The sequence below is a fragment of the Aeromonas sp. 25-248 genome (genome assembly GCF_053005425.1).
The window spans coordinates 693,112-712,115 of the sequence record NZ_JBRKTB010000002.1 but is presented as its reverse complement, the minus strand read 5'-3'; the positions used below and the strand labels follow the sequence as shown (position 1 = coordinate 712,115).

The following is a 19,004-nucleotide window of genomic DNA, read 5'->3' as shown; positions in this document are numbered from 1 at the left end:
GCGTCCTTAGCTCAGCTGGTTAGAGCATCACCTTGACATGGTGGGGGTCGGTGGTTCGAATCCACTAGGACGCACCAGATTTGAAAAGCCCGCTTGATAGCGGGCTTTTTGCATTGCTCGGATCTGACACCCGCTCTCCCCCGTCATCTGCCTCCTGTCCCCTCTGGCACGCGGGCCGCCATTGTCGTGCCATGGCCGCCGCGTTTACCTCGCGTTGTCAGAAGAGATCGAGCTGCTGGCCGCAGATCCGCTCGAACGACTCCCCCACGAAGGGAAGGATGGCGTCGGCGATGGGCCTGAGCTGCTTGTCAATGTAGTGCTCGTAGTCGACGGCGCTGCGCCGGTACTCCAAAGGCTCGGGGCCGTTCAGGGTCATCAGGTAGGCGATGGTGCCCCTGTGCTGATAGCGCTGGGGCAGGCCGCGGCGCAGATTCTCCTCATCCGCCAGGCGCGCCGCCCGCACATGGGGTGGCACGTTCTTCTGATACTCCTCGAGTTTCTGGCGCAGCCGCTTGCGGTAGATGAGCAGATCGTCGTGACGGCCCGCCCGGGTCTCGTCCACCATGGTGCGCACATAGCTGCTGGGATCCTGGTCGTGGAACACCATTTCGTAGAGCCGGGTCTGGAATGCCTTGGCAAGGGGGGTCCAGTCGGTGCGCACCGTCTCCAGCCCCTTGAACACCAGATGCTCCCCTTCCCCTTCGCCCACCAGTCCCGCATAGCGTTTCTTGCTCCCCTTCTCCAGCCCGCGAATGGTGGGCATCAGGAATCGGCGGTAGTGGGTTTCGTACTGGATCTCCAGATGGCTCGGCAGGTCGAACTCCCGCCTGATCAGCGCGGCCCAGTTGTCGTTGATCATCTTCGCCAGTCGCTGGCCAATCTCGTCCGCTTGTTCGAGACGGATATCGCTCCCCAGGTGCACGAAGGTGGAGTCGGTATCCCCATAGATCACCTCGAACCCTTCTGCCTCTATCCACTCCCGGGTCTGCTGCATGATGCCGTGGCCCCGCAAGGTGATGGAGGAGGCGAGCCTCGGGTCGTAGAAGCGGCAGCCCCCCGACCCCAGCACCCCGTAGAAGGAGTTCATGATGATCTTGATGGCCTGGGAGAGGGCCTTGTTACTGGCGGCCTTGGCCCGATCCCGCGCCGCCCAGAGGGTGGCGATGAGATCCGGCAGGAAGTGACGGGTTCGGGAGAACAGGGCGCCGCGAAAGCCTGGAATGGCGTTATCCGGGTGTTTGAGCCCCTCCACCAGCCCCATGGGGTCGATGCAGAAGGTGCGGATGATGCTGGGATAGAGGCTCTTGAAGTCGAGCACCAGCACGTGGCGATAGAGCCCCGGCTTGGAGTCCATCACATAGCCGCCGGGGCTGGCGAGCCCACCATCAGCCGGCAGGTTGGGCGCCACATAGCCACCGCGGTGCAGCCGTGGCAGATAGAGGTTGGTGAACGCCGCCACCGACCCCCCAACCCGGTCGAGCTCAAGACCGGTGAGGGAGGCGCGCTCGATGGCGAAGGGGATGAGGTGGCAGAAATCGAAGATCTCCCACACCAGCCTGCAATCTTCCAGGTTGTAGCGGGCCAGCGCCTCCTTGTCGGAGTGGAACAGCTCGGTGATCTTCTCCCCCCGGTTGGCCACGTCCTCTATGTCCTTGCCCCGCCCGAGCAGCTCGCTCGCCACCGCATCCAGGCTGTAGCTCGGGAACTGCCAGGTGGCGCTCTTGAGGGTATCGATGCCGTCCAGCACCATGCGCCCCGGGATGATGACGTTGCCGCTCTGGGGGTCGTTTCGGGACGAGCGCCAGAAGCAGAGCTCCCGCCCGCGCCCGAGCCGCAGCCGCCGCTTGTGGAGTTCGGCGCGGCGCAGCAGCAGGCGAAAGTCGAAATTCACCACGTTCCAGCCGATGACGAGATCGGGATCGTGCAGGCTGAACCAGCCCTCCAGGGCAGCGAGCAGGGCAGGCTCGTCCGCCACCCACTCGACGGGGGTCTCCCAGTCCTGCGAGTCCGGCTCCGGGGCACCAATCATGATGACCCGCGCGTCCTCTTCACTATGGAGCCCCACCGAGAAGAGGGTGCCATCCATGGCGCACTCCACGTCCAGGGAGACCCAGGAGAGGGTCGGCGTCACCGCCTGCGGCGCACAACGCGCCTCGTTTACCTCCCAGTAACCCTGCCTGCCCCCCTTGCGCCTCGCCTTGCCGTCAAAGCGCATCCCGGCGGTGATGAAGCGCTCCATGAGAAAGCGCTCGGGCAGGCGGATATCTGCCTCGAAGTGCTCCAATCCGCGGATGAGCAGCAGCTCGATGGCGCGGTGAAAGGCGCTCAGGGTGGCAAAGTAGCAGCCCACCACCCGGCTCCCCTCGAAGGTGTGCATGGGCAGGCGGCGAAAACGCCCCCTCACCCCGGCCCCCTTGAAGAGCTCTGCCGCCTCCTCCAGGTGGCGTTCCGGCAGGAAGAAGACCGGCTCCTGCCCCGGCACCACCACCCGTACCGGTCCCTGTGCGCTCCAGAGCCACATCACGATCTCGGTACGCCCCTGCACATCCCGACCATGGCGGGTCAGGATGAAGCCGTCGAGCGGCGGGGTCACGGGAGGGAGGGGCTGGATGTCGGTCATGCAGGTGGTCGGGCTCAAGAGTGGGATGGGACTATTGTACGTTCATACAGTACCCGGCTGCAATTGCCGGGCTAGGCCCTCAGGGCAGGCGCTGTGCCCCGTCTTTGCCATCCGGCGCCGGATTGGGGCATAGTAGCCTCGGTATCACCCACCGGCACCGGGCGAGACGGCATGTCCGTCCCCCGGCAGACGCTGCGGCCTGCTCGCGCGTGCGCCAACCCTTTCCTCGACAAGGAGCACCCCATGACACAACAGTGGCAACGCATTGCCTCCCGCCTCACCGATGTGGGCGGCATCCCGGTGGCTCGCGCCATCCCGGTCAAGGAGCGGCGCACCATCGGGCCCTGGTGTTTTCTCGATCATATCGGCCCGACCCGCTTTGCCCCCGGCGCCCCCGGCATGGATGTGGGGCCCCACCCCCACATCGCCCTGCAGACCTTCACATGGATGCTGGAGGGGGAGATCCTCCACCGGGACAGCCTGGGCAGCAAGCAGGTGATCCGTCCGGGCCAGGTGAACCTGATGACCGCAGGACGGGGCATCGCCCACACCGAGGAGTCTGTCCCGAACCAGCCCGATCTGCACGCCGCCCAGCTCTGGATAGCCCTGCCCGAGGCGGATCAGCATACCCCGCCCCGCTTCGATCACTACCCGACTCTTCCCTGCTGGCAGCAAGGGGAGATCACCCTCACTCTGCTCATCGGCGAGCACGGCGGCCGGCGCGCCCCCACTCTGCACTTCTCCCCGATTCTGGGGCTGGATCTGCACGCCCCCGAGGGAGGCGAGATCACCCTCCCCCTGGATCCCGCCTTCGAGCACGGCCTCTTTCCCCTCGCGGGGGAGACCATCGTCGCAGGGGAGGTCCTGGCCCCGGAGCAGCTGCTCTACCTGCCCCCCGGCAACCGGGAGGTGGCGCTGACCCTGCGCCCGGGCGCCCGGCTGCTGCTCATCGGCGGCGAGCCCCTGCCCAGACCGCTGCAGATCTGGTGGAACTTCGTGAACGTCGACAAGGAGGCCATTCGCACCGCCGCCGCCGACTGGGAGAGCGGTCATCCGCGCTTTGGCGAGGTGACGGGTTACCAGGGGCCCCGTCTCAAGGCGCCGCCCCTGACCGGGCTCTGAGCCAGGGTCCAAAAACAAAAGAGCGCCCATGGCGCTCTTGTTGATTGGAATGAAGGCCCGTCAGGACCCCTCTTCCTGCTCCGCCTGCAACCTGGCCCGGCGGGCCATGGCCTCTTCCTGGGCACTCTCTATCTCGTGCAGCACGCCATCCAGATCGATGGCCTCCCGGCTCTCTTCGAACAGGCCGGTGAGCTCGGTCTCGGGGCCCAGCTTGCCATCCTCGAACAAGGACCACATCTCCCGGGCATACCGGGTCTTGAGCAGCTCAGGGGCATACATGCCGTAGTAGTTGCGCATGTTGTCGACATCCCGCTCCAGCATGGCCCTGGCCTGGTTGTTGGCGGCGGCATCCACCACCTGGGGCAGGTCGATGATGACGGGCCCCTCTTCGTCCACCAGCACGTTGAACTCCGAGAGATCCCCGTGAATGAGGCCGGCGCAGAGCATGCGCACCACGTAGCGGATCACCTTGCCATGATCCGCCAGAGCCTGCTCACGGGTCAGGGCCACGTCGTTGAGACGGGGAGCGACGTTGCCGTCGGCGTCGGTGATGAGCTCCATCAGCAGCACGCCATCGAGGCAGACATAGGGCCTGGGCACCCGCACCCCGGCCGCCGCCAGCTTGAACAGGGCATCCACCTCGGTGTTCTGCCACACCTCTTCGTGCTGCTTGCGACCGTACTTGGAGCCCTTCTCCATGGCGCGGGCATCGCGGCTGCTGCGCACTCGCCGCCCTTCCTGATAGACCACGGCCTGCTTGAAGCTGCGCTTTGACGCCTCTTTGTAGACCTTGGCGCAGCGGATCTCGTCGCCGCAGCGCACCACATAGACGTCGGCCTCTTTGCCGCTCATCAGCCGGCTGATGACATCGTCCACCAGGCCGTCATCAACCAGAGGTTGGATTCGATTTGGAATTTTCATGACCGCCCTTTTACCCTATTTGCACCTTGTTTGCACCTGTTTGCTGGTGGCCTGCCACCCCTGTCAGAAACGGCCCGCAAGGGGGCCGTGTCGATCAAGGTTCCGGTGGCAGCCCCTGGCGGATGCGGCGGATCCCCGCCTCGTAGAGACCGTCCTCGCCCTGATCGTGCTCCTGGGTTTCGAAGATCTTGAGAAACCACATGTACTGCTCGGGGAAGCGGCCAAGCTGCTGCTCCACCATGCGGTTCATCTGGTTGACGTCCGCCACCAGATCCGCGGTGGGATAAGGGTCGAACGGCGCCTCGATCTCCAGCCGGTAGCACCCCTGATCCTCGTCGTAGCAGGCCAGAATGGGCACGGCGCGGGCACCGGTCAGCTTCACCAGCTTGGGCAGGGCCGGCAGGGTCGCCTTGGGGTGGTTGAAGAAGGGCACGAAGAGGCTCGCCTCCCGGCCGTGATCCTGATCCGGCAGGTAGAAGAAGCTGTCGCCGCTGCGCAGGGCCTTGATGGCGGGCTTGATGCCGACGCTGCGCTCGTAGATACGCCCGCCCTTGCTGCGCTCGCGGTTGATGTACCAGTCGAACACCGCATCCTTGGGGCTTTTCATCATGGTGCACATCTTGATCCCCTGCAGGGGGAAGTAGCGGCCAATCATGTCCACCGCCCAGGTGTGGGGCACCACGAAGATCATGGGGCGACCGGCTGCCCGCTCCGCCTCCACGTGCTCCCAGCCGCTCACCTTGACGCGCCCCTTGAGGAAGTCGGGGCTGCGCCAGGTCAGCTCGCCAAAGCCCAGGAAGGTCTTAAGCCCCACCCGGATGGATTTCAGCAGCAGGGCCTGACGGCCCGCCTCGTCGAGATGGGGGAAGCAGATCTTGAGGTTGGTGTCGGCGATGTAGGCCTGCTTCCTGGAGACGCGCAGCAGCAGGGGGGCCAGGTAGTCGGCCAGCTTGTCCCGTGCCCTTGCCGGCACCCAGGCCAGCAGGGAGAGCAGGGCGACGGCCAGCCAGCTGCCCCACAGACGGGGGTGCAGCAGGCGCGGATGAAAAGAGGTATCAAACACCGGATCTTGTGCGGACATGGTCGCCATCGAATCATCAAAACAGACCGTCATTTTAGTGATCCTGACAGCTTTTTCTACCCTGCCCTGCACAGCGCCCCCGCGCCAAGTCACTGATCAGACAAGTTAGAAATAAAAAGTGGCCCGCTTGGGGCCACATTTTTGCACCGGGTGAGCGCAAGGCTCAGGGGTGAGGAGCAAGGCCCCGGCGGATGCGCCGGATCCCCTCTTCGTAGAGGCCATCCGGCCCCACCTGATCCTCACGGGTGTCGAAGATCTTGAGGAACCACATGTACTGGCCGGGGTGGCGGCAGAGCTGGCGCTCCACGCTGTCGTTCATGCGGCAGGTATCCGCCATCAGATCCCCGCTCGGGTAGTCGGCGTAGGGAGCCTCGACCTCCAACCGGTAGCCGTGCGCCTGCTCGTCATAGCAGGCCAGCACCGGCAGGGCCCGGGCACCGGTCAGCTTCACCAGCCGTGGCAGGGCCGGCAACGTCGCCTTGGGGTGATTGAAGAAGGGGGCGAACAGGCTCGCCTCCCTGCCGTGATCCTGATCCGGCAGATAGAAGAAGCTCAGACCGGATTTCACCGCCTTGATCACCGGCTTGATGCCGGCGCTGCGCTCATAGACGCGGCAGCCGTGCCGGGCCCGCGCGCCGTTGATGTGCCAGTCGAACACCGGGTTGCGGGCGCTCTTCATCATGGTGCACATGGGCAGGCCCCGCTGGGCGAAGTAGTAGCCCGCCGCATCGATGGGCCAGCTGTGGGGCACCACCAGGATCACCGGTCGGCCAGCGGCCTGCTCCGCCTCGATATGTTCCCAGCCGCTGACCTGGATCCGCCCCATCACGTGGGCGGGGCTGCGCCAGGTGAACTCGCCAAAGCCCAGCAGGCTCTTGAGGCCGACCCGGATGGAAGTCATCAGGATGGCCTCCCGCTCGGCCTCGCTCTTCTCCTTGAAGCAGATGGCGAGGTTGGTCCTGGCGATGTAGATCTGCTTCTTCGAAATGGCGCATACCAGGGGCGTCAGAGCATCGGCCAGGCGATCCCGCCAGCGCGGGGGAACGAAGGCGAGCACACCGATGGCGCCGAGGGCGAGCCAGCTCAACCAGTAACGGGGGTGCAGCAGACGAGGCTGGAATCGGGCGTCAAACACGGGATCAGATGAGGACATGGGGCACGACAAAACAATGGGAAGATAAAGTGGCGCGCATCGTGACAGGTATTACCAGTTAACGCCAACTGAATGTCGCCTGTATGGGCAACTATTTAAGCCACTTCACGGATTGACAAAATTAATCTGCTTCATTTGATTCCCCTCTGTGTCACTGCATCACGAACGGCAGACCCCGCACGGGCGGGGTCGATGACGAGGGGGGATGAAAACCTTGTGCCTAGCGGCGTGCGGGCTGCCCCGGCAGGTCATCCTGCACCGCCGGCAGGAAGAACATCAGGTAACGCAGGGCCACGTAACCCACCACCAGGGTGGCCACCCCCAGCTCCAGATAGGCCAGCTGATGGAGCTGCTCGGCATAGCGGGCCGCCTGTGGCCACTGCGACAGCAGGTGACTCACCTTGAACAGGGCGGTGGCCCCGATCACCAGGGGGAAGGTGAAAGCGGCGTAACCCGGCGAGAACGGCAGGCGCAGCAGCTTGATGAAGGCCAGGTAGATGATGCCGGTCATCAGCACGGCGATCCCGAGCAGCACCGCCACCAGCAGCAGGGAGGGATCCTGGCTCACGGTGAGGTAGCCGGCCAGCGACAGGCTCGCCGGGGCGGCCAGGATGGCGATGGTGGGCTTGGCGGCATCCGGCACCTCGTGGCTGAAGATGAGGCGATAGAGCATCAGCGGCAGCATCAGGCCGTAGCAGGCCATGCCGAACCAGAGCAGGCCGGTGGCCAGGGATGCGAAGGGACCGCCCGGGTAGGCCACGTCAGCCACGATGATCCCCACCGGCGGCACGAACCAGCTCGGCACCATGTGATGGATTTCGAACGCTCTGGCCCTGTGCCAGACGAAAGTGGCGAGGAAGACGAGGTGGATGATGACCGCAAACAGCCAGAGCCCCTGCCCCAGGGTCGGGGCGAGCAGGCCGACCGCCTTGGAGACCACCATGGTCCCCATGGCGTAGGTGGGCACCACGCTGCCCACCACGGGATGGGCGAGATCCTGCCACAGCAGGCGCGGGTGGATCAGAAACTTGAAGGTCAGGACGAGGAGCAGCACGGCGGCGATGGCGGCCCCCAGCAGTTGCAGACGGCCATCGAACTGACCGGCATTTTCCCAGCACCAGCCGAGGCTGGCGATCCCCAGAGCCAGACCGGCCATGGGGGTCGGGGCGGCGGCCAGGGAGCGGCGGGTTCTTGCGATCATGGCGAATACCCTCTTGATGATGACGATGGGCATAGGATAAAGGGGGTCTATCGTTTACGATATCTAAATGAATTGAACTTAGCGTTTAGGAAAATCAAACGATATGAAGCTCACCCTGCAACAACTCAAGGTGTTTGCCACCATCGCCCGCCACGGCAACCTGGGGGGCGCCGCCAATGAACTCTGCCTGAGCAAGGGGGCCGTCTCCCAGTCGCTGCAGGAGCTGGAGCGCCAGCTCGCCACGCCCCTGTTCGACCGGGTGCACCCGAGGCTTCAGCTCAACAGCGAGGGGCGCCTGCTGCAACCGGCCGCCGAGGAGCTGCTGACCCGGATGCAGGAGATAGAGCAGCTCTTCAGCCCCGATGCCGAGCCGAGCGGCCAGCTGCACCTCGGGGCCAGCCAGACCATCGGCAACTACCTGCTGCCCGCCCTGCTGGCGGAGGGGGCCCAGGAGCTGGGGGCCGCCCCCAGGGTCACCATCGCCAACACCCACCTCCTGTGCCATGCCCTCGCCCACTTCGAGCTGGATCTCGCCCTCATCGAGGGGGAGAACCACCACCCGGACCTGGTGAGCGAACCCTGGCTGGAGGACGAGATGCTCATCATCGCCGCCCCCGGTCACCCCCTGGCGGATCAGCTCGAGCTGCCCCTGCGCCGGCTCGCCGGGGAAACCTGGGTGCTGCGCGAGGCGCAATCCGGCAGCCGCGAGCAGTTCGAGCAGCAGCTCCAGCCTCACCTGCCCCGCTGGCAGGCGGGGATAGAGCTCAATACCCTGGAGGCGGTGATGCTGGCGGTGGAGAAGGGGCTCGGCATCTCCTTCATCTCCCGCCTCGCGGTGGCGGACCGACTGGCACAGGGGCGCCTGGTGGCCCTCACCCCGAGTCGCCGCTTCCCACGCCAGCTCTCCCTCGTCTGGCACAAGCAGAAGTTCCACTCCGCCGCCCTGCGCCGCTTCCTGGCCTTCTGCCGCGCCCAGACCCTGGCGTGAGAAGCCCTTCGGATACGACAAGGGCGCCGTTGGCGCCCTTGTCGTTCAGCCGATGAGCCCTTCGGCCCTCCGCCCTTCCCCCGGCCTCAGCCGGCGAGTCCCCCTTCAATCCAGCCAAGCACCTGCCGGGTCACGGCCTGGGGCACCCGGGGGGAGTCCAGCAGCCGGTGGCGCAGGCAATCGGCGAAGTGATCCGCCTCGTGCTGCATGCCGCCCCCCTCCACCGGCAGGTAGATGTCCGCCGGCCAGATGACGGGAGCAGGCCCCCCTTGCCAGCGAATGTGCTGGGGATTCCACCACTTGCCCTCGATGACCAGGCGCCACCCCTCCCCGGACAAGGACGCTTCCCGCTCGAGATCCTCGATGATGGAGGCCTCGAGCTCGGCCCGAAACGGCTCATCGAACGTGAAGCTGGCGGCGAGATCCACCTCCCCCGGAGCCCGCGTCAGCGTCACCTCGGGGGCGGGGCAGCCCAGCCCCAGCCGATGGCAGAGGGCGGCATGGAGCCAGAGGGGATAGACCCCCACGTCCCAGGCAGCGCCGCCATCCAGCGCCGGATCGAACAGCTTGCCCACCCTGGGCTGGGCCGAACCGAACGCCGCCCGCAGCTCGCGCGGCGGCGGCAGCAGGGGCAGGCGCTGCAACAGGGCGCGCATGGCGGGAAAGCACATCACCTTCATGGCCTCGAGCAGCAGCAGGCCCCGTGCGTGGGCGAGCGCCACCAGGGCGTCCCAATCCGCCACCCGGGTCACCGCCGGTTTCTCCACCAGTACGTGCTTGCCCGCCAGCAGCATCTGCCTCACCAGGCCCGCGTGCTCCGGGTGGATGACCGCCACATAGACGGCCTCCACCTCGGGGCTGGCGGCCAGGGCCTCATAGCTGCCATAGGCGTGGGGCAGCCCCAGATCCCGGGCGAACTCGTCCGCCCGTCCCTGGTCCCGGGCGGCGATGGCCACCACCTCGGCTCCCCTGGCGTGCCCGTTCACATCGCGGCAAAAACGCCGGGCGATGGCCCCCGCCCCGGCAATGCCAAAGCGCAGGGGCGCCCTTGTCTCGTCGTGCATCGTCTCTCCTTGCTCCCCAATGGTGGACCCCGGCATCACGCCGGGCGCGGGCTCCCGGCCAGGCTGCGCAGCCAGCTTATCTCCTCGCCCCAGATGGACTCGTCGATGGTCTCGAGGATAAGCGGGATGCCGTCGAAACGGTCGTCGTTCATGATGTGGTGGAACACCGCCTCGCCGAGGTTGCCCTCCCGCAGGCTGTGGTGACGGTCGACCCGACTACCGAAGGTACACTTGGCGCCGTTGATATGCATCCCCTTGAGGTACTGGAACCCCACGATGCGGTCGAAGTCGGCAAACACCGCCTCGCACCCCTCGGGGGTACGCAGATCGTAACCGGCGGCGAAGGCGTGGCAGGTGTCAAAGCAGACGCCGACCCGACTCTTGCCCTCTACTCCGTCGATGAGGGTGGCCAGATGCTCGAACGACCAGCCGAGGTTGGTGCCCTGGCCGGCGGTATTCTCGATCACCGCCGTCACCCCTTCGCTGCGCTCCAGCGCCCAGTTGATGGACTCGCTCACGAGCTTGAGGCTCACCGCCTCGGGGATCTGCTTGAGATGGCTGCCCGGGTGGAAGTTCAGGTAGCACAACCCCAGTTGCTCGCAGCGCTTCATCTCGTCCAGAAACGCATCCCGGGACTTGGCGAGGGCGTCGGGGTCGGGATGACCCAGGTTGATGAGGTAGCTGTCGTGGGGCAGGATCTGCTCGGGACGAAAGCCCTCCTTCTCGCAGGCGGCCTTGAAGGCGCGAATACTGGCCTCGGAGAGGGGCGCCGCCTGCCACTGGCGCTGGTTCTTGGTAAACAGGGCGAAGGCGTTGGCCCCGATGGCTTTGGCCCGGGCGATGGTGTTTTCCACCCCGCCCGCCGCACTGACGTGGGCTCCGATAAATTTCATCTCATCTCCTGTGCACTGTGACCGGGTGCCTGCCGCGCTGGCCACCGCACCCGTTGCCGGGGCGCCATTATGCCCAAGCCAACCCCTTGCGCCAAACCGGGATTGTCGATGAGGGCAATGGAAAAGGCGCCCGAAGGCGCCTTGATGAGAGACAGAACATCCCTGTCCGTCAATAGGCCAGACCGGCCCCGTAGGGATAGAGCGGGCTTTGTGAGTCCTTGGCCACGTCCGGGGACTGGGCCAGCACCGCCTGCCAGCTCGAGGGCAGCTCGAAGGGAAGCTTGCCGCGTGCCTTCTGGGTGCCGCTCATGACATCGAACAGGGCCTGATCCAGGGCGCCGAAGTTGGCCAGCAGCACCCGGGCCGCCGGGGCCACCTCGGTCAGGATGGCGGGCCTGTCCAGATAGACGGAGAGCACCAGGGGCACCCCGGCCTGCTCGATGGCCTGGATGGCGGCATAGTCATCCGCGCCGCGGTAGACCCCTTCGTGGGCCGTCTCCTGCACCACCTGATCATTGCTGGCAAAGCCGAGCTGACCGAAGTGGATGCTGCCAAACGGGAAGCGGGGATCCTGCTCACCCGGTGCGTTGACCCGCACGATGGCAAGCTCCGCGTCGGCCAGGTTCGTCACCACCGTATAGCCGTTGGCCCTGGCCACCTCGGCGTTGACATTGTGCAGATAGACCCGCTTGCCGTCCGCCTTCAGCGGCAGCAGGGCCCCCTCGTTCTTCAGCAGCACGTGAGACGCCGCCTGGGCGGCCTGGGCCTCCTGCTGGAACTCGGTCTTGCCCACCAGAGCCACCGCGGCCTCGGCATCCACATAGGGATTCTCGAAGAGCCCGAGGGCAAACTTCTGGGCCAGGATCCGCTCGGCCGAAGTGGTGATGGCCGCCTCGGTCACCAGACCGCTCTGCACCGCCGCCAGCAGGGGTGCCGGATCTTCCACGCCACCGAACTGATCCACCCCGGCGTCGATGGCCTTGGCATAACGCTCGGCCTTGGTGAGCTTCTCCACGCCCCAGGACATGCCAAAGGGCACGGTCCAGGGGCTCACCCCGGCATTGACTTCATCCTGGGTCAGCCCCTGCTCGCAGCGGCTGTCACAGTCATTGACGATGCCCCAGTCGCTCAGCACCACGCCGTCAAACTTGAAGTGGCCCCGCAACAGATCCGTGATGATCTGGCGGTTGAAACCAAACCCCACCTCCTCGACGGGCTGCCCATCCTGGGTCAGGCCCAGGGGCATGGCGTAATAGGGCATCACGGCGGCCACCCTGGCCTCGAAGGCACCCTCGAAGGGCACCAGGTGGTAGGCAAACTGGCCGCCGGGGTAGATCTGCTCCTTGCCCCAGGGGTTGTGGGCATCCAGCCCGTCCTTCTGGGGACCGGCCCCGGCGAAGTGCTTGACCACGGTGACCACGCTCTCCTTGCCTATCCCCTCGCTCCCCTGCTGGAAGCCCTCGATGTAGGCCTTGACCAGGGACTTGGCGAGCAGGTTGTCTTCCCCGAAGGTGCCGTTGATGCGGCCCCAGCGCGGCTCGGTCGCGAGATCCGCCTGGGGCGAGAGGGCCTCGTGGATGCCGACGGCCCGGTACTCCTGACGGGCGATGTCGCCAAAGCGCTGCACCAGGGCAGCATCGCCGATGGCGGCCAGCCCCAGGGTCTCGGGCCACTGGGAGAAGGCCCCGGCACCGATGCTGGTGGCGTTGGGATCATGGGTGAAGTGGTTGCGGGGATCCGTGCTCACCGTCATGGGGATGCCGAATCCCACTCCTTCCAGCAGGGCCTGCAGGGTGTTGTTGTCCGCAGCGATGGCCGCCGGATCACCGGCCATGCGGGTGATGAAGGTGTTGACCCCGTCCTCGCGCAGCATCTTGTCCATGGCCGCGAGGTTCACCCGCCCTGCCCCGTCCAGCACCAGGGTGCCGTGCATCATCAGCCCTGCCTTCTGGGCCAGGGTGAGCCTGCCCACCAGATCCCGGGCTCGCTCGGCGGCGCCGAGGCGCCAGTCCTCGTAGGGGGTCAGGGTGCCGCTGCCATCGAGATCCTTGAATTGCAGGCCGTCCTGCTCGATGAGGGTGACGGTGCGGTGGCCCAGAACCGGCTGCTCGGGCTTGGGGGTGGAGTCGTTGTCGTTGCACCCTGCCAGCAGCAGGGCCCCGATGGCGAGGGCGACACGGGTTCGGGAGAGCGAGTGGTGTTTCATTGTTGTTATCTTCCTTGTGTGTGTAGGAGTCGCCACTCTATGCAAAAGCGGCCCCTCTCACTTGCCCGTCGGGTGCAGGAAGTTGCCGGTTGGGAGCAGGATTGAAAAGTGTGAAAAGGGTTGCAGGGTTACCCTTGGTTACAAATCTGAAACATGAAAGCGGCGCTGGCTCACGGCAATCCGCCGCCGTTGGCCGATGATGGTGGGCCACCGCTGACAAGGATTTTTGCCGTGAAGACCGTCTCCAACCGGATTGCCCTGCACTGCCTCAACCACTGGCAGGCCCGCGGGCGGGATCCTGCTGCCCTCCTGCACCCCTGCGGCATCGCTCACGAAGAGCTGCTGATCCCCCAGGGGCGGCTCGACACTGGGCGCCACTTCCGGCTGCTGGCCGGGGCAGCCCCCCACGTGGATCTGGCCCTCGACTGGACGCCCCCCGCGCTCCCCGGCCTCTTTGCCGACTTCATGTCGCTGGCGAGCCTGTGCTGCAACGCCGCCACCCTTCGCCAGGCCCTGCACTTCTTCCTCGCCTACCGCCCCCTTATCGGCGAGAGCGACGAGATCCGCCTGCAAGAAGAAGAGGGGCAGGCCAGGATCAGCTACCACTCGGAGTCCGATCACCCGGACGTCATCGCCCTGAGCAGCCTGGCCAACCTCTGCCACCTCTATGCCCTGCTCCAGTTCTACCACCCGGGCCAGGGGCTGCTGGTACTGCCCACCCCGGTACGCCCCAGGCTGTGGCGTGAGCTGGCAGGCTGGCTGGAAGGGCGGTTGCAACAGGGGGCGGCCTTCGAGCTGCGCTTTCCCGCCGCCTTGCTCGATCTCGCCCACGGGCAGTGCAACCTGCCCCTGCAACCCCTGCTGCTCGGGGAGCTCGACCGGCAGATGGCCCAGCTTCGCCCAAGCAGCCGCTACCGGGACAGGGTGATGGCACTCATCCGCCAGCAGCTGTGGCAAGAGAGCGCCGAGGCCTCCTCTCTGCTCGATGGGGTGTGCGAGCACCTCAAACTGACCCGCTGGACCCTCAACCGCCATCTGCGGGAGGAAGGGTGCCACTTCTCGGGCCTGCTGGAGCGGGTGCGCCGGGAGGAGGCCTGTCGCCTGTTGCAGGATCCCGCCCTCCCCCTGCAGACAGTGGGGGAGCGCCTGGGTTTTGCCCGCCAGAGCAGCTTTACCCGCTTCTTTCGTGAGGCGTTTGCCCTCTCGCCGAGGGAATTTCGCTCAAGGCGCAGCCGCCTCTGAGGCGCCCCCGAGATGGGCGGCGAGCAACCCCGCCAGCCAGTGGATGAAGAGCTGGACCCTGGGGGCCAGTTGGCGGCGATGGGCATAGAGGGCGTGGATGGGGAGCGGCGGCGGCTGCCACTGGGGCAGGATGCTCACCAGCTCGCCCCCCGCGAGCAGGGATTCGACCCCCACCCGCGGCATCTGGATGATGCCAAGCCCCGCCAGCGCCGCCGCCAGGTAGGTCTCGCTGTCATTGACCATGAGGGCCCCCGCCATGGGCAGCAGGGCGCGGCGGCCATCTTCCGCCAGGTATTCAAAGCCGGGCTCGCTGCGCCCCTGCCCGGCACCAAACCCGGGACCATAGTGCACCAGCCGGTGGCCCGCCAGATCCCCAAGGGTGCGGGGCACCCCGTGGCGAGCCAGGTAGCCTGCGCTGGCACAGTTGATCTGGCGATAGTGACCAAGGGGCCTGGCCACCAGGCTGGAGGGCTCCAGCGCCCCGACCCGCACCACGCAGTCAAACCCCTCGCGCACCAGATCCACCCGCCTGTCCGTGCTGCTCAGCATCAGTTGCAGGGCGGGATGCTGCGCCAGAAAGTCCGGCAGGGCCGGGATCACCAGGTGGCGGGCCATCCGGCTTGGCATGTCGACCCGCAGTTGTCCCGAGATCTGCCCCCCCTGGCGAAACAGGCCGTCAAACTCCTCCATGTCCGCCAAAAGCTCCCGGCATCTGGCATAGCAGAGCTGGCCGTCCGTGGTGAGCTGCACCCGCCGCGTGGTACGCAGCAGGAGCCGGGTCCCCATGCGCTCCTCCAGCCGGCGGATGGCGGCAGAGAGGGTCGCCTTGGGGATGCCCGTCTGCTCGGCGCAGCGGGTAAAACTCTCCAGCTCGGCAACCCGCACGAAGGCTCTCATCGCATCCAGTTGATCCATGGCCTGATTGTCTCGATAAACGGAACAGTGATTCTATTATCACGCTATTTATCCACTTTAAAAGGAACAATACAGTGATCCGGTCGGCTCGTATCGAGCCTGTGTCCGCCACCCTGACAGGAGTCATACCATGACCAGACCCATCGCCCTCATCACCGGGGCCAGCCGCGGCCTTGGCAAGCACGGGGCCCTGGCCCTCGCCGCCAAAGGCGTCGACCTCATCATCACCTACCGCAGCCAGGCCGCAGAGGCGGAGGCGGTGGTGACCCAGGCCCGCGCCCTCGGCGTTCGGGCCCATGCCCTGGCTCTGGACGTGGGAGAGAGCGCCACCTTCGCGGCCTTTGCAGAGGAGGTGACGCAACTGCTCGCCCGGGAGTGGCAGCGCACCCATTTCAACTTCCTGGTCAACAACGCCGGGATCGGCATTCATGCCAGCTTCGAGCAGACCACGGAGCAGCAGTTCGACACCCTGCTCAACATCCACCTCAAGGGGACCTTCTTCCTGACCCAGGCGCTCCTGCCCCTCCTGGCAGACGGCGGTCGCATTCTCAACCTCTCCACCGGTCTCACCCGCTTCGCCATGCCGGGTTATGCCGCCTATGCCGCCATGAAGGGGGGCGTCGAGGTGCTCACCCAGTATCTGGCCAAGGAGCTGGGCCCCAGGGGTATCGCGGTCAACGTGCTGGCCCCCGGCGCCATCGAGACCGATTTTGGCGGCGGCGTGGTGCGCGACAACAAGGGAGTCAACGACTTTCTCGCGAGCCAGACCGCCCTTGGCCGGGTGGGTCAGCCCGACGACATCGGTGGCGCCATCGCCGCCCTGCTCTCCGATGACTGCCGCTGGATCACCGCCCAGCGCATCGAAGCCTCGGGCGGCATGTTTATCTAGGCGGTCATGGTTGTCAGCTGCACAAACAAGGAAGGCCCCCTCCGATGAGGGGGCCTTCCGGCATTGGGCAGACGAGGTGCGGCGCACCGGGCCCGTTACAGGGTCTTGCCACCGCTTGCAATGACCTGGCTGTACCAGTGGAAGCTCTCTTTCTTGATGCGACGAAGAGACCCTCCCTGCTCGTCCCTGTCCACGTAGACAAAGCCGTAGCGCTTCTGGTAGCCGTTGAGCCAGCTCAGGATGTCGGTGAAGGACCAGGCGCAATATCCAATCAGCTCGACCCCGTCCTGCATCGCCTCCCGGCACGCCTTGAGGTGGCTGTGCAGATAGGCGATACGGTAGTCGTCGTTCACCCTGTCCCCGGCTTCCAGCTTGTCGAACTCCCCCAGGCCGTTCTCGGTGATCATCAGCGGCAGGGCGTAGCGGGAGGAGAGCCGACGCAGGGCGATGCGCATCCCGGTGGGATCGATGGCCCAGTCCCAGTTGCTGGTCTCAAGGTGCGGATTGGGGGCCGTCTTGTAGAGGCCGGGAATGCCGCTGGAGGGCGTAGTGCCCTTCTTGCCCGTGGTGTTGATGCGCTGCATCGTCTGGCCGCCGAGGGGGTTGTCGGTGAAGGTCAGGGTGTAGTAGTAGTTGACCCCGATGTAGTCGGGGGTGCCTTCGCGCAAGAGCTCGAGATCGCCCGGCAGGATCTCCGGCGCCTCGCCGGTCTCCCGCAGATAGGCGAGCGCCGCCTGGGGGTAACGGCCGAAGCAGTAGGCATCCAGCCACCAGAGGTTGGTGAACTCCTCGGCATTCTCGAACGCCAGCATGTCGCTCGGGGCGCAGGAGGCCGGATAGGCGGGGGAGTACGCAAAGCTCGGCCCGATCAGGCCGTTTGGCACGTGCTGGCGAAACGCCTTGATGACCCGGGCATTGGCGAGAAACGCGATGTGGTTGGCGGCGAAGAAACGCTTCCTGTCCTGCACGGCGGGAGGATGGGTGCCAAGCTGGTAGGCGTTGGTCAGGTTGTAGTTCTGCTCGTTGAGCGACACCCAGTACTTCACCTTGCCGGCGAAGCGCTGATAGAGAGTCACGCAATAGCGCTCGAAGTCGTCGATGATCCGCCTGTCTTCCCAGCCGCCGTACTCATCCTGCAGGGCCTGGGGGAGATCCCAATGATAGAGGGTCAGCACCGGCTCGATGCCGTGGGCCAGCAGGGCGTCGATGAGCCTGTCATAGAAGGCGAGCCCCGCCTCGTTCACCTCGCCACGCCCCGTCGGGTAGATGCGCGGCCAGCTCACCGAGAAGCGATAGGCCTTGAGCCCCATCTCGGCCATCAGCGCCACGTCCTCTTCCACCCTGTGGTAGTGATCCACCGCCACGTCTCCGTTGCTCCCTTCAAAGGTCTTGCCCGGTAGCTTGGTGAAGCTGTCCCATACCGAGGGGCCCTTGCCCTCCTCGTTCCAGGCTCCTTCCACCTGATAGGCGGCGGAGGCGGCGCCCCAGAGGAAACCGTTCGGGAAGTCGTTGAACTTGTGATGATGCATCTGGTGTTGCTCCTTCTGCGCGGATGGCGGGGGCCATCCCGTGATACGTCGACCCCGTACAGGGGTCCGAAATGAGTTGGCACCAGCATCCAACACTTCTAGAATTCCGTCCAATGACAAATATGGCCACCTATCATTCCTATTTGGAATCAACCGAGGCACCATGGAGTTGAGAGACCTGAAAGCCTTCGTCACCCTGGGGGAGGTATTGCACTTTGGTCAGGCGGCGGCGCGCCAGCACGTCACCCAGTCGGCCCTGAGCAAGCAGATCCGCCGGCTGGAGGCGGACCTTGGCGGCGAGCTGTTCGAGCGCAACGCCGGCAGCACCCGGCTGACGGTGCTCGGGCGCGCCCTCTACGCCGACGCCTGCACCCTGGTGGCCCAGAGCGAACAGCTCGCCCGCAGCGCCCGCGACGTGCTGGCGGGCCACGCGGGTACCCTGCGCATCGGCTTCGGGGTCGCCACCAAGCTGCTGGTGCCCGCCGCCATCGCCCGTTTTCGGGCCAGCCGCCCCGGGGTCGCCATCGAGCTCAACGATCTCTCCACCCATCACCAGTTGCTGGCGCTGGCGGAGGGCCGGCTGGATCTCGGCTTCTGCCGCCTGCCCGCCCCCAAGGGCTGGCCGGTGCTGCCCGTGGTGCGCGCCCATTTCGTCGCCGTGCTGCCCGCAGGCTATCAGGGGGTGGCGGGGCTCGCCGATCTACAGGAGAAGCCGCTCGCCATCCTGCGCCGGGACAAGGCCCCCTCTTTTTACGATCAGTTCGTGCACTATCTGGCCCAGAGCGGCCTGCGCTTTCAGGACATCCAGTACGTGAACGACTTCGCCGCCGGCATCGCCACCGCGGCGGCCGGCATCGCCTGGACCCTGGTCCCCTCTTCCACCACCATTGAGCATCCCGATGTGCTGACCCTACCCCTCGGGGAGGCCGACGCGAGCTGGATCATCGGGATCATTCGCCCGCCGGGCAACGACAATCCCCTCGTCGCCCCCTTCTGGCAGACGGTGGCGGAGCTGGCGGATCCCGCCCTCACCGGCCTCATGACGACAGGGGACGGGGCTGCCGCCCGGGACACTCCATAAAAAGGGAACCATTCGAGAACCACATTAACGATGGCATTGGGCGGACACCCCCCTTAAAATTGCCGCACTGCCCCGACGCCAAGACAAGGATCCGTTTCG

The 19,004-nt window shown here is 65.9% G+C and carries 15 protein-coding genes and 1 tRNA gene; 6 read left to right on the top strand and 10 right to left on the bottom strand.

Annotation, left to right across the window (positions count from 1 at the left end; all coding sequences use genetic code 11):
* Positions 1–77, top strand: a tRNA-Val gene (locus tag ACVDHI_RS06485).
* 140 nt (positions 78–217) lie between these two features.
* Here the strand turns inward: ACVDHI_RS06485 and ACVDHI_RS06480 are convergent.
* Positions 218–2,620: a DNA polymerase II gene (locus ACVDHI_RS06480; protein ID WP_124244738.1), complete on the bottom strand. Its 2,403-nt coding sequence runs from the start codon at positions 2,618–2,620 to the stop codon at positions 218–220.
* 243 nt (positions 2,621–2,863) lie between these two features.
* Between ACVDHI_RS06480 and ACVDHI_RS06475 the strand changes: the two genes are divergently transcribed.
* Positions 2,864–3,742, top strand: coding sequence for a pirin family protein (locus tag ACVDHI_RS06475; RefSeq protein WP_447211867.1), 879 nt, complete (start codon positions 2,864–2,866; stop codon positions 3,740–3,742).
* A 60-nt stretch (positions 3,743–3,802) separates the two neighbouring features.
* On the opposite strand, the gene ACVDHI_RS06470 is transcribed toward ACVDHI_RS06475, so the two are convergent.
* The 4 genes from ACVDHI_RS06470 to ACVDHI_RS06455 all read right to left on the bottom strand — a co-directional run bounded on the left by ACVDHI_RS06470 (position 3,803) and on the right by ACVDHI_RS06455 (position 8,098).
* Positions 3,803–4,663, bottom strand: coding sequence for a PA4780 family RIO1-like protein kinase (locus ACVDHI_RS06470; protein ID WP_167825549.1), 861 nt, complete (start codon positions 4,661–4,663; stop codon positions 3,803–3,805).
* 94 nt (positions 4,664–4,757) lie between these two features.
* Entirely contained in the window at positions 4,758–5,753 is a 996-nt protein-coding gene (locus tag ACVDHI_RS06465; protein WP_041215911.1) for an LpxL/LpxP family acyltransferase, read from the bottom strand.
* 154 nt (positions 5,754–5,907) lie between these two features.
* Entirely contained in the window at positions 5,908–6,897 is a 990-nt protein-coding gene (locus ACVDHI_RS06460; protein ID WP_010674623.1) for a lipid A biosynthesis (KDO)2-(lauroyl)-lipid IVA acyltransferase, read from the bottom strand.
* Positions 6,898–7,117: 220 nt separating this feature from the next.
* Complete coding sequence (locus ACVDHI_RS06455; protein WP_039039171.1) at positions 7,118–8,098, bottom strand: TDT family transporter; 981 nt, start codon at positions 8,096–8,098, stop codon at positions 7,118–7,120.
* 103 nt (positions 8,099–8,201) lie between these two features.
* Here ACVDHI_RS06455 and ACVDHI_RS06450 point away from each other — a divergent pair, with 103 nt between their 5' ends.
* Positions 8,202–9,086, top strand: a complete 885-nt coding sequence (locus tag ACVDHI_RS06450) for a LysR substrate-binding domain-containing protein (RefSeq protein ID WP_039039086.1) — start codon at positions 8,202–8,204, stop codon at positions 9,084–9,086.
* Positions 9,087–9,172: 86 nt separating this feature from the next.
* Here ACVDHI_RS06450 and ACVDHI_RS06445 read toward each other — a convergent pair whose 3' ends face one another.
* The 3 genes from ACVDHI_RS06445 to ACVDHI_RS06435 all read right to left on the bottom strand — a co-directional run bounded on the left by ACVDHI_RS06445 (position 9,173) and on the right by ACVDHI_RS06435 (position 13,249).
* Positions 9,173–10,150 (bottom strand): Gfo/Idh/MocA family protein, encoded by a 978-nt coding sequence (locus ACVDHI_RS06445; RefSeq protein ID WP_447211866.1) that lies wholly within the window; start codon positions 10,148–10,150, stop codon positions 9,173–9,175.
* Between the two features lie 35 nt (positions 10,151–10,185).
* Entirely contained in the window at positions 10,186–11,043 is an 858-nt protein-coding gene (nfo, locus tag ACVDHI_RS06440) for a deoxyribonuclease IV (protein ID WP_447211865.1), read from the bottom strand.
* A gap of 169 nt (positions 11,044–11,212) precedes the next feature.
* Positions 11,213–13,249 (bottom strand): glycoside hydrolase family 3 protein, encoded by a 2,037-nt coding sequence (locus ACVDHI_RS06435; protein WP_277857018.1) that lies wholly within the window; start codon positions 13,247–13,249, stop codon positions 11,213–11,215.
* 231 nt (positions 13,250–13,480) lie between these two features.
* Here ACVDHI_RS06435 and ACVDHI_RS06430 point away from each other — a divergent pair, with 231 nt between their 5' ends.
* Positions 13,481–14,491, top strand: a complete 1,011-nt coding sequence (locus ACVDHI_RS06430; RefSeq protein WP_045524801.1) for a helix-turn-helix transcriptional regulator — start codon at positions 13,481–13,483, stop codon at positions 14,489–14,491.
* Here the strand turns inward: ACVDHI_RS06430 and ACVDHI_RS06425 are convergent.
* The gene (locus ACVDHI_RS06425; protein ID WP_048207600.1) at positions 14,471–15,406 is read right to left on the bottom strand and encodes a LysR family transcriptional regulator; all 936 of its coding nucleotides are present in this window, start codon (positions 15,404–15,406) and stop codon (positions 14,471–14,473) included. The genes ACVDHI_RS06430 and ACVDHI_RS06425 overlap by 21 nt on opposite strands.
* Positions 15,407–15,536: 130 nt before the next feature.
* Here ACVDHI_RS06425 and ACVDHI_RS06420 point away from each other — a divergent pair, with 130 nt between their 5' ends.
* Entirely contained in the window at positions 15,537–16,295 is a 759-nt protein-coding gene (locus tag ACVDHI_RS06420) for an SDR family NAD(P)-dependent oxidoreductase (protein WP_010674615.1), read from the top strand.
* Between the two features lie 95 nt (positions 16,296–16,390).
* On the opposite strand, the gene ACVDHI_RS06415 is transcribed toward ACVDHI_RS06420, so the two are convergent.
* Positions 16,391–17,824: a glycoside hydrolase family 1 protein gene (locus tag ACVDHI_RS06415; protein WP_447211864.1), complete on the bottom strand. Its 1,434-nt coding sequence runs from the start codon at positions 17,822–17,824 to the stop codon at positions 16,391–16,393.
* A 163-nt stretch (positions 17,825–17,987) separates the two neighbouring features.
* On the opposite strand from ACVDHI_RS06415, the gene ACVDHI_RS06410 reads away from it, so the two are divergent.
* Positions 17,988–18,905 (top strand): LysR family transcriptional regulator, encoded by a 918-nt coding sequence (locus ACVDHI_RS06410; protein WP_447211863.1) that lies wholly within the window; start codon positions 17,988–17,990, stop codon positions 18,903–18,905.
* Positions 18,906–19,004 lie beyond the last annotated feature (99 nt).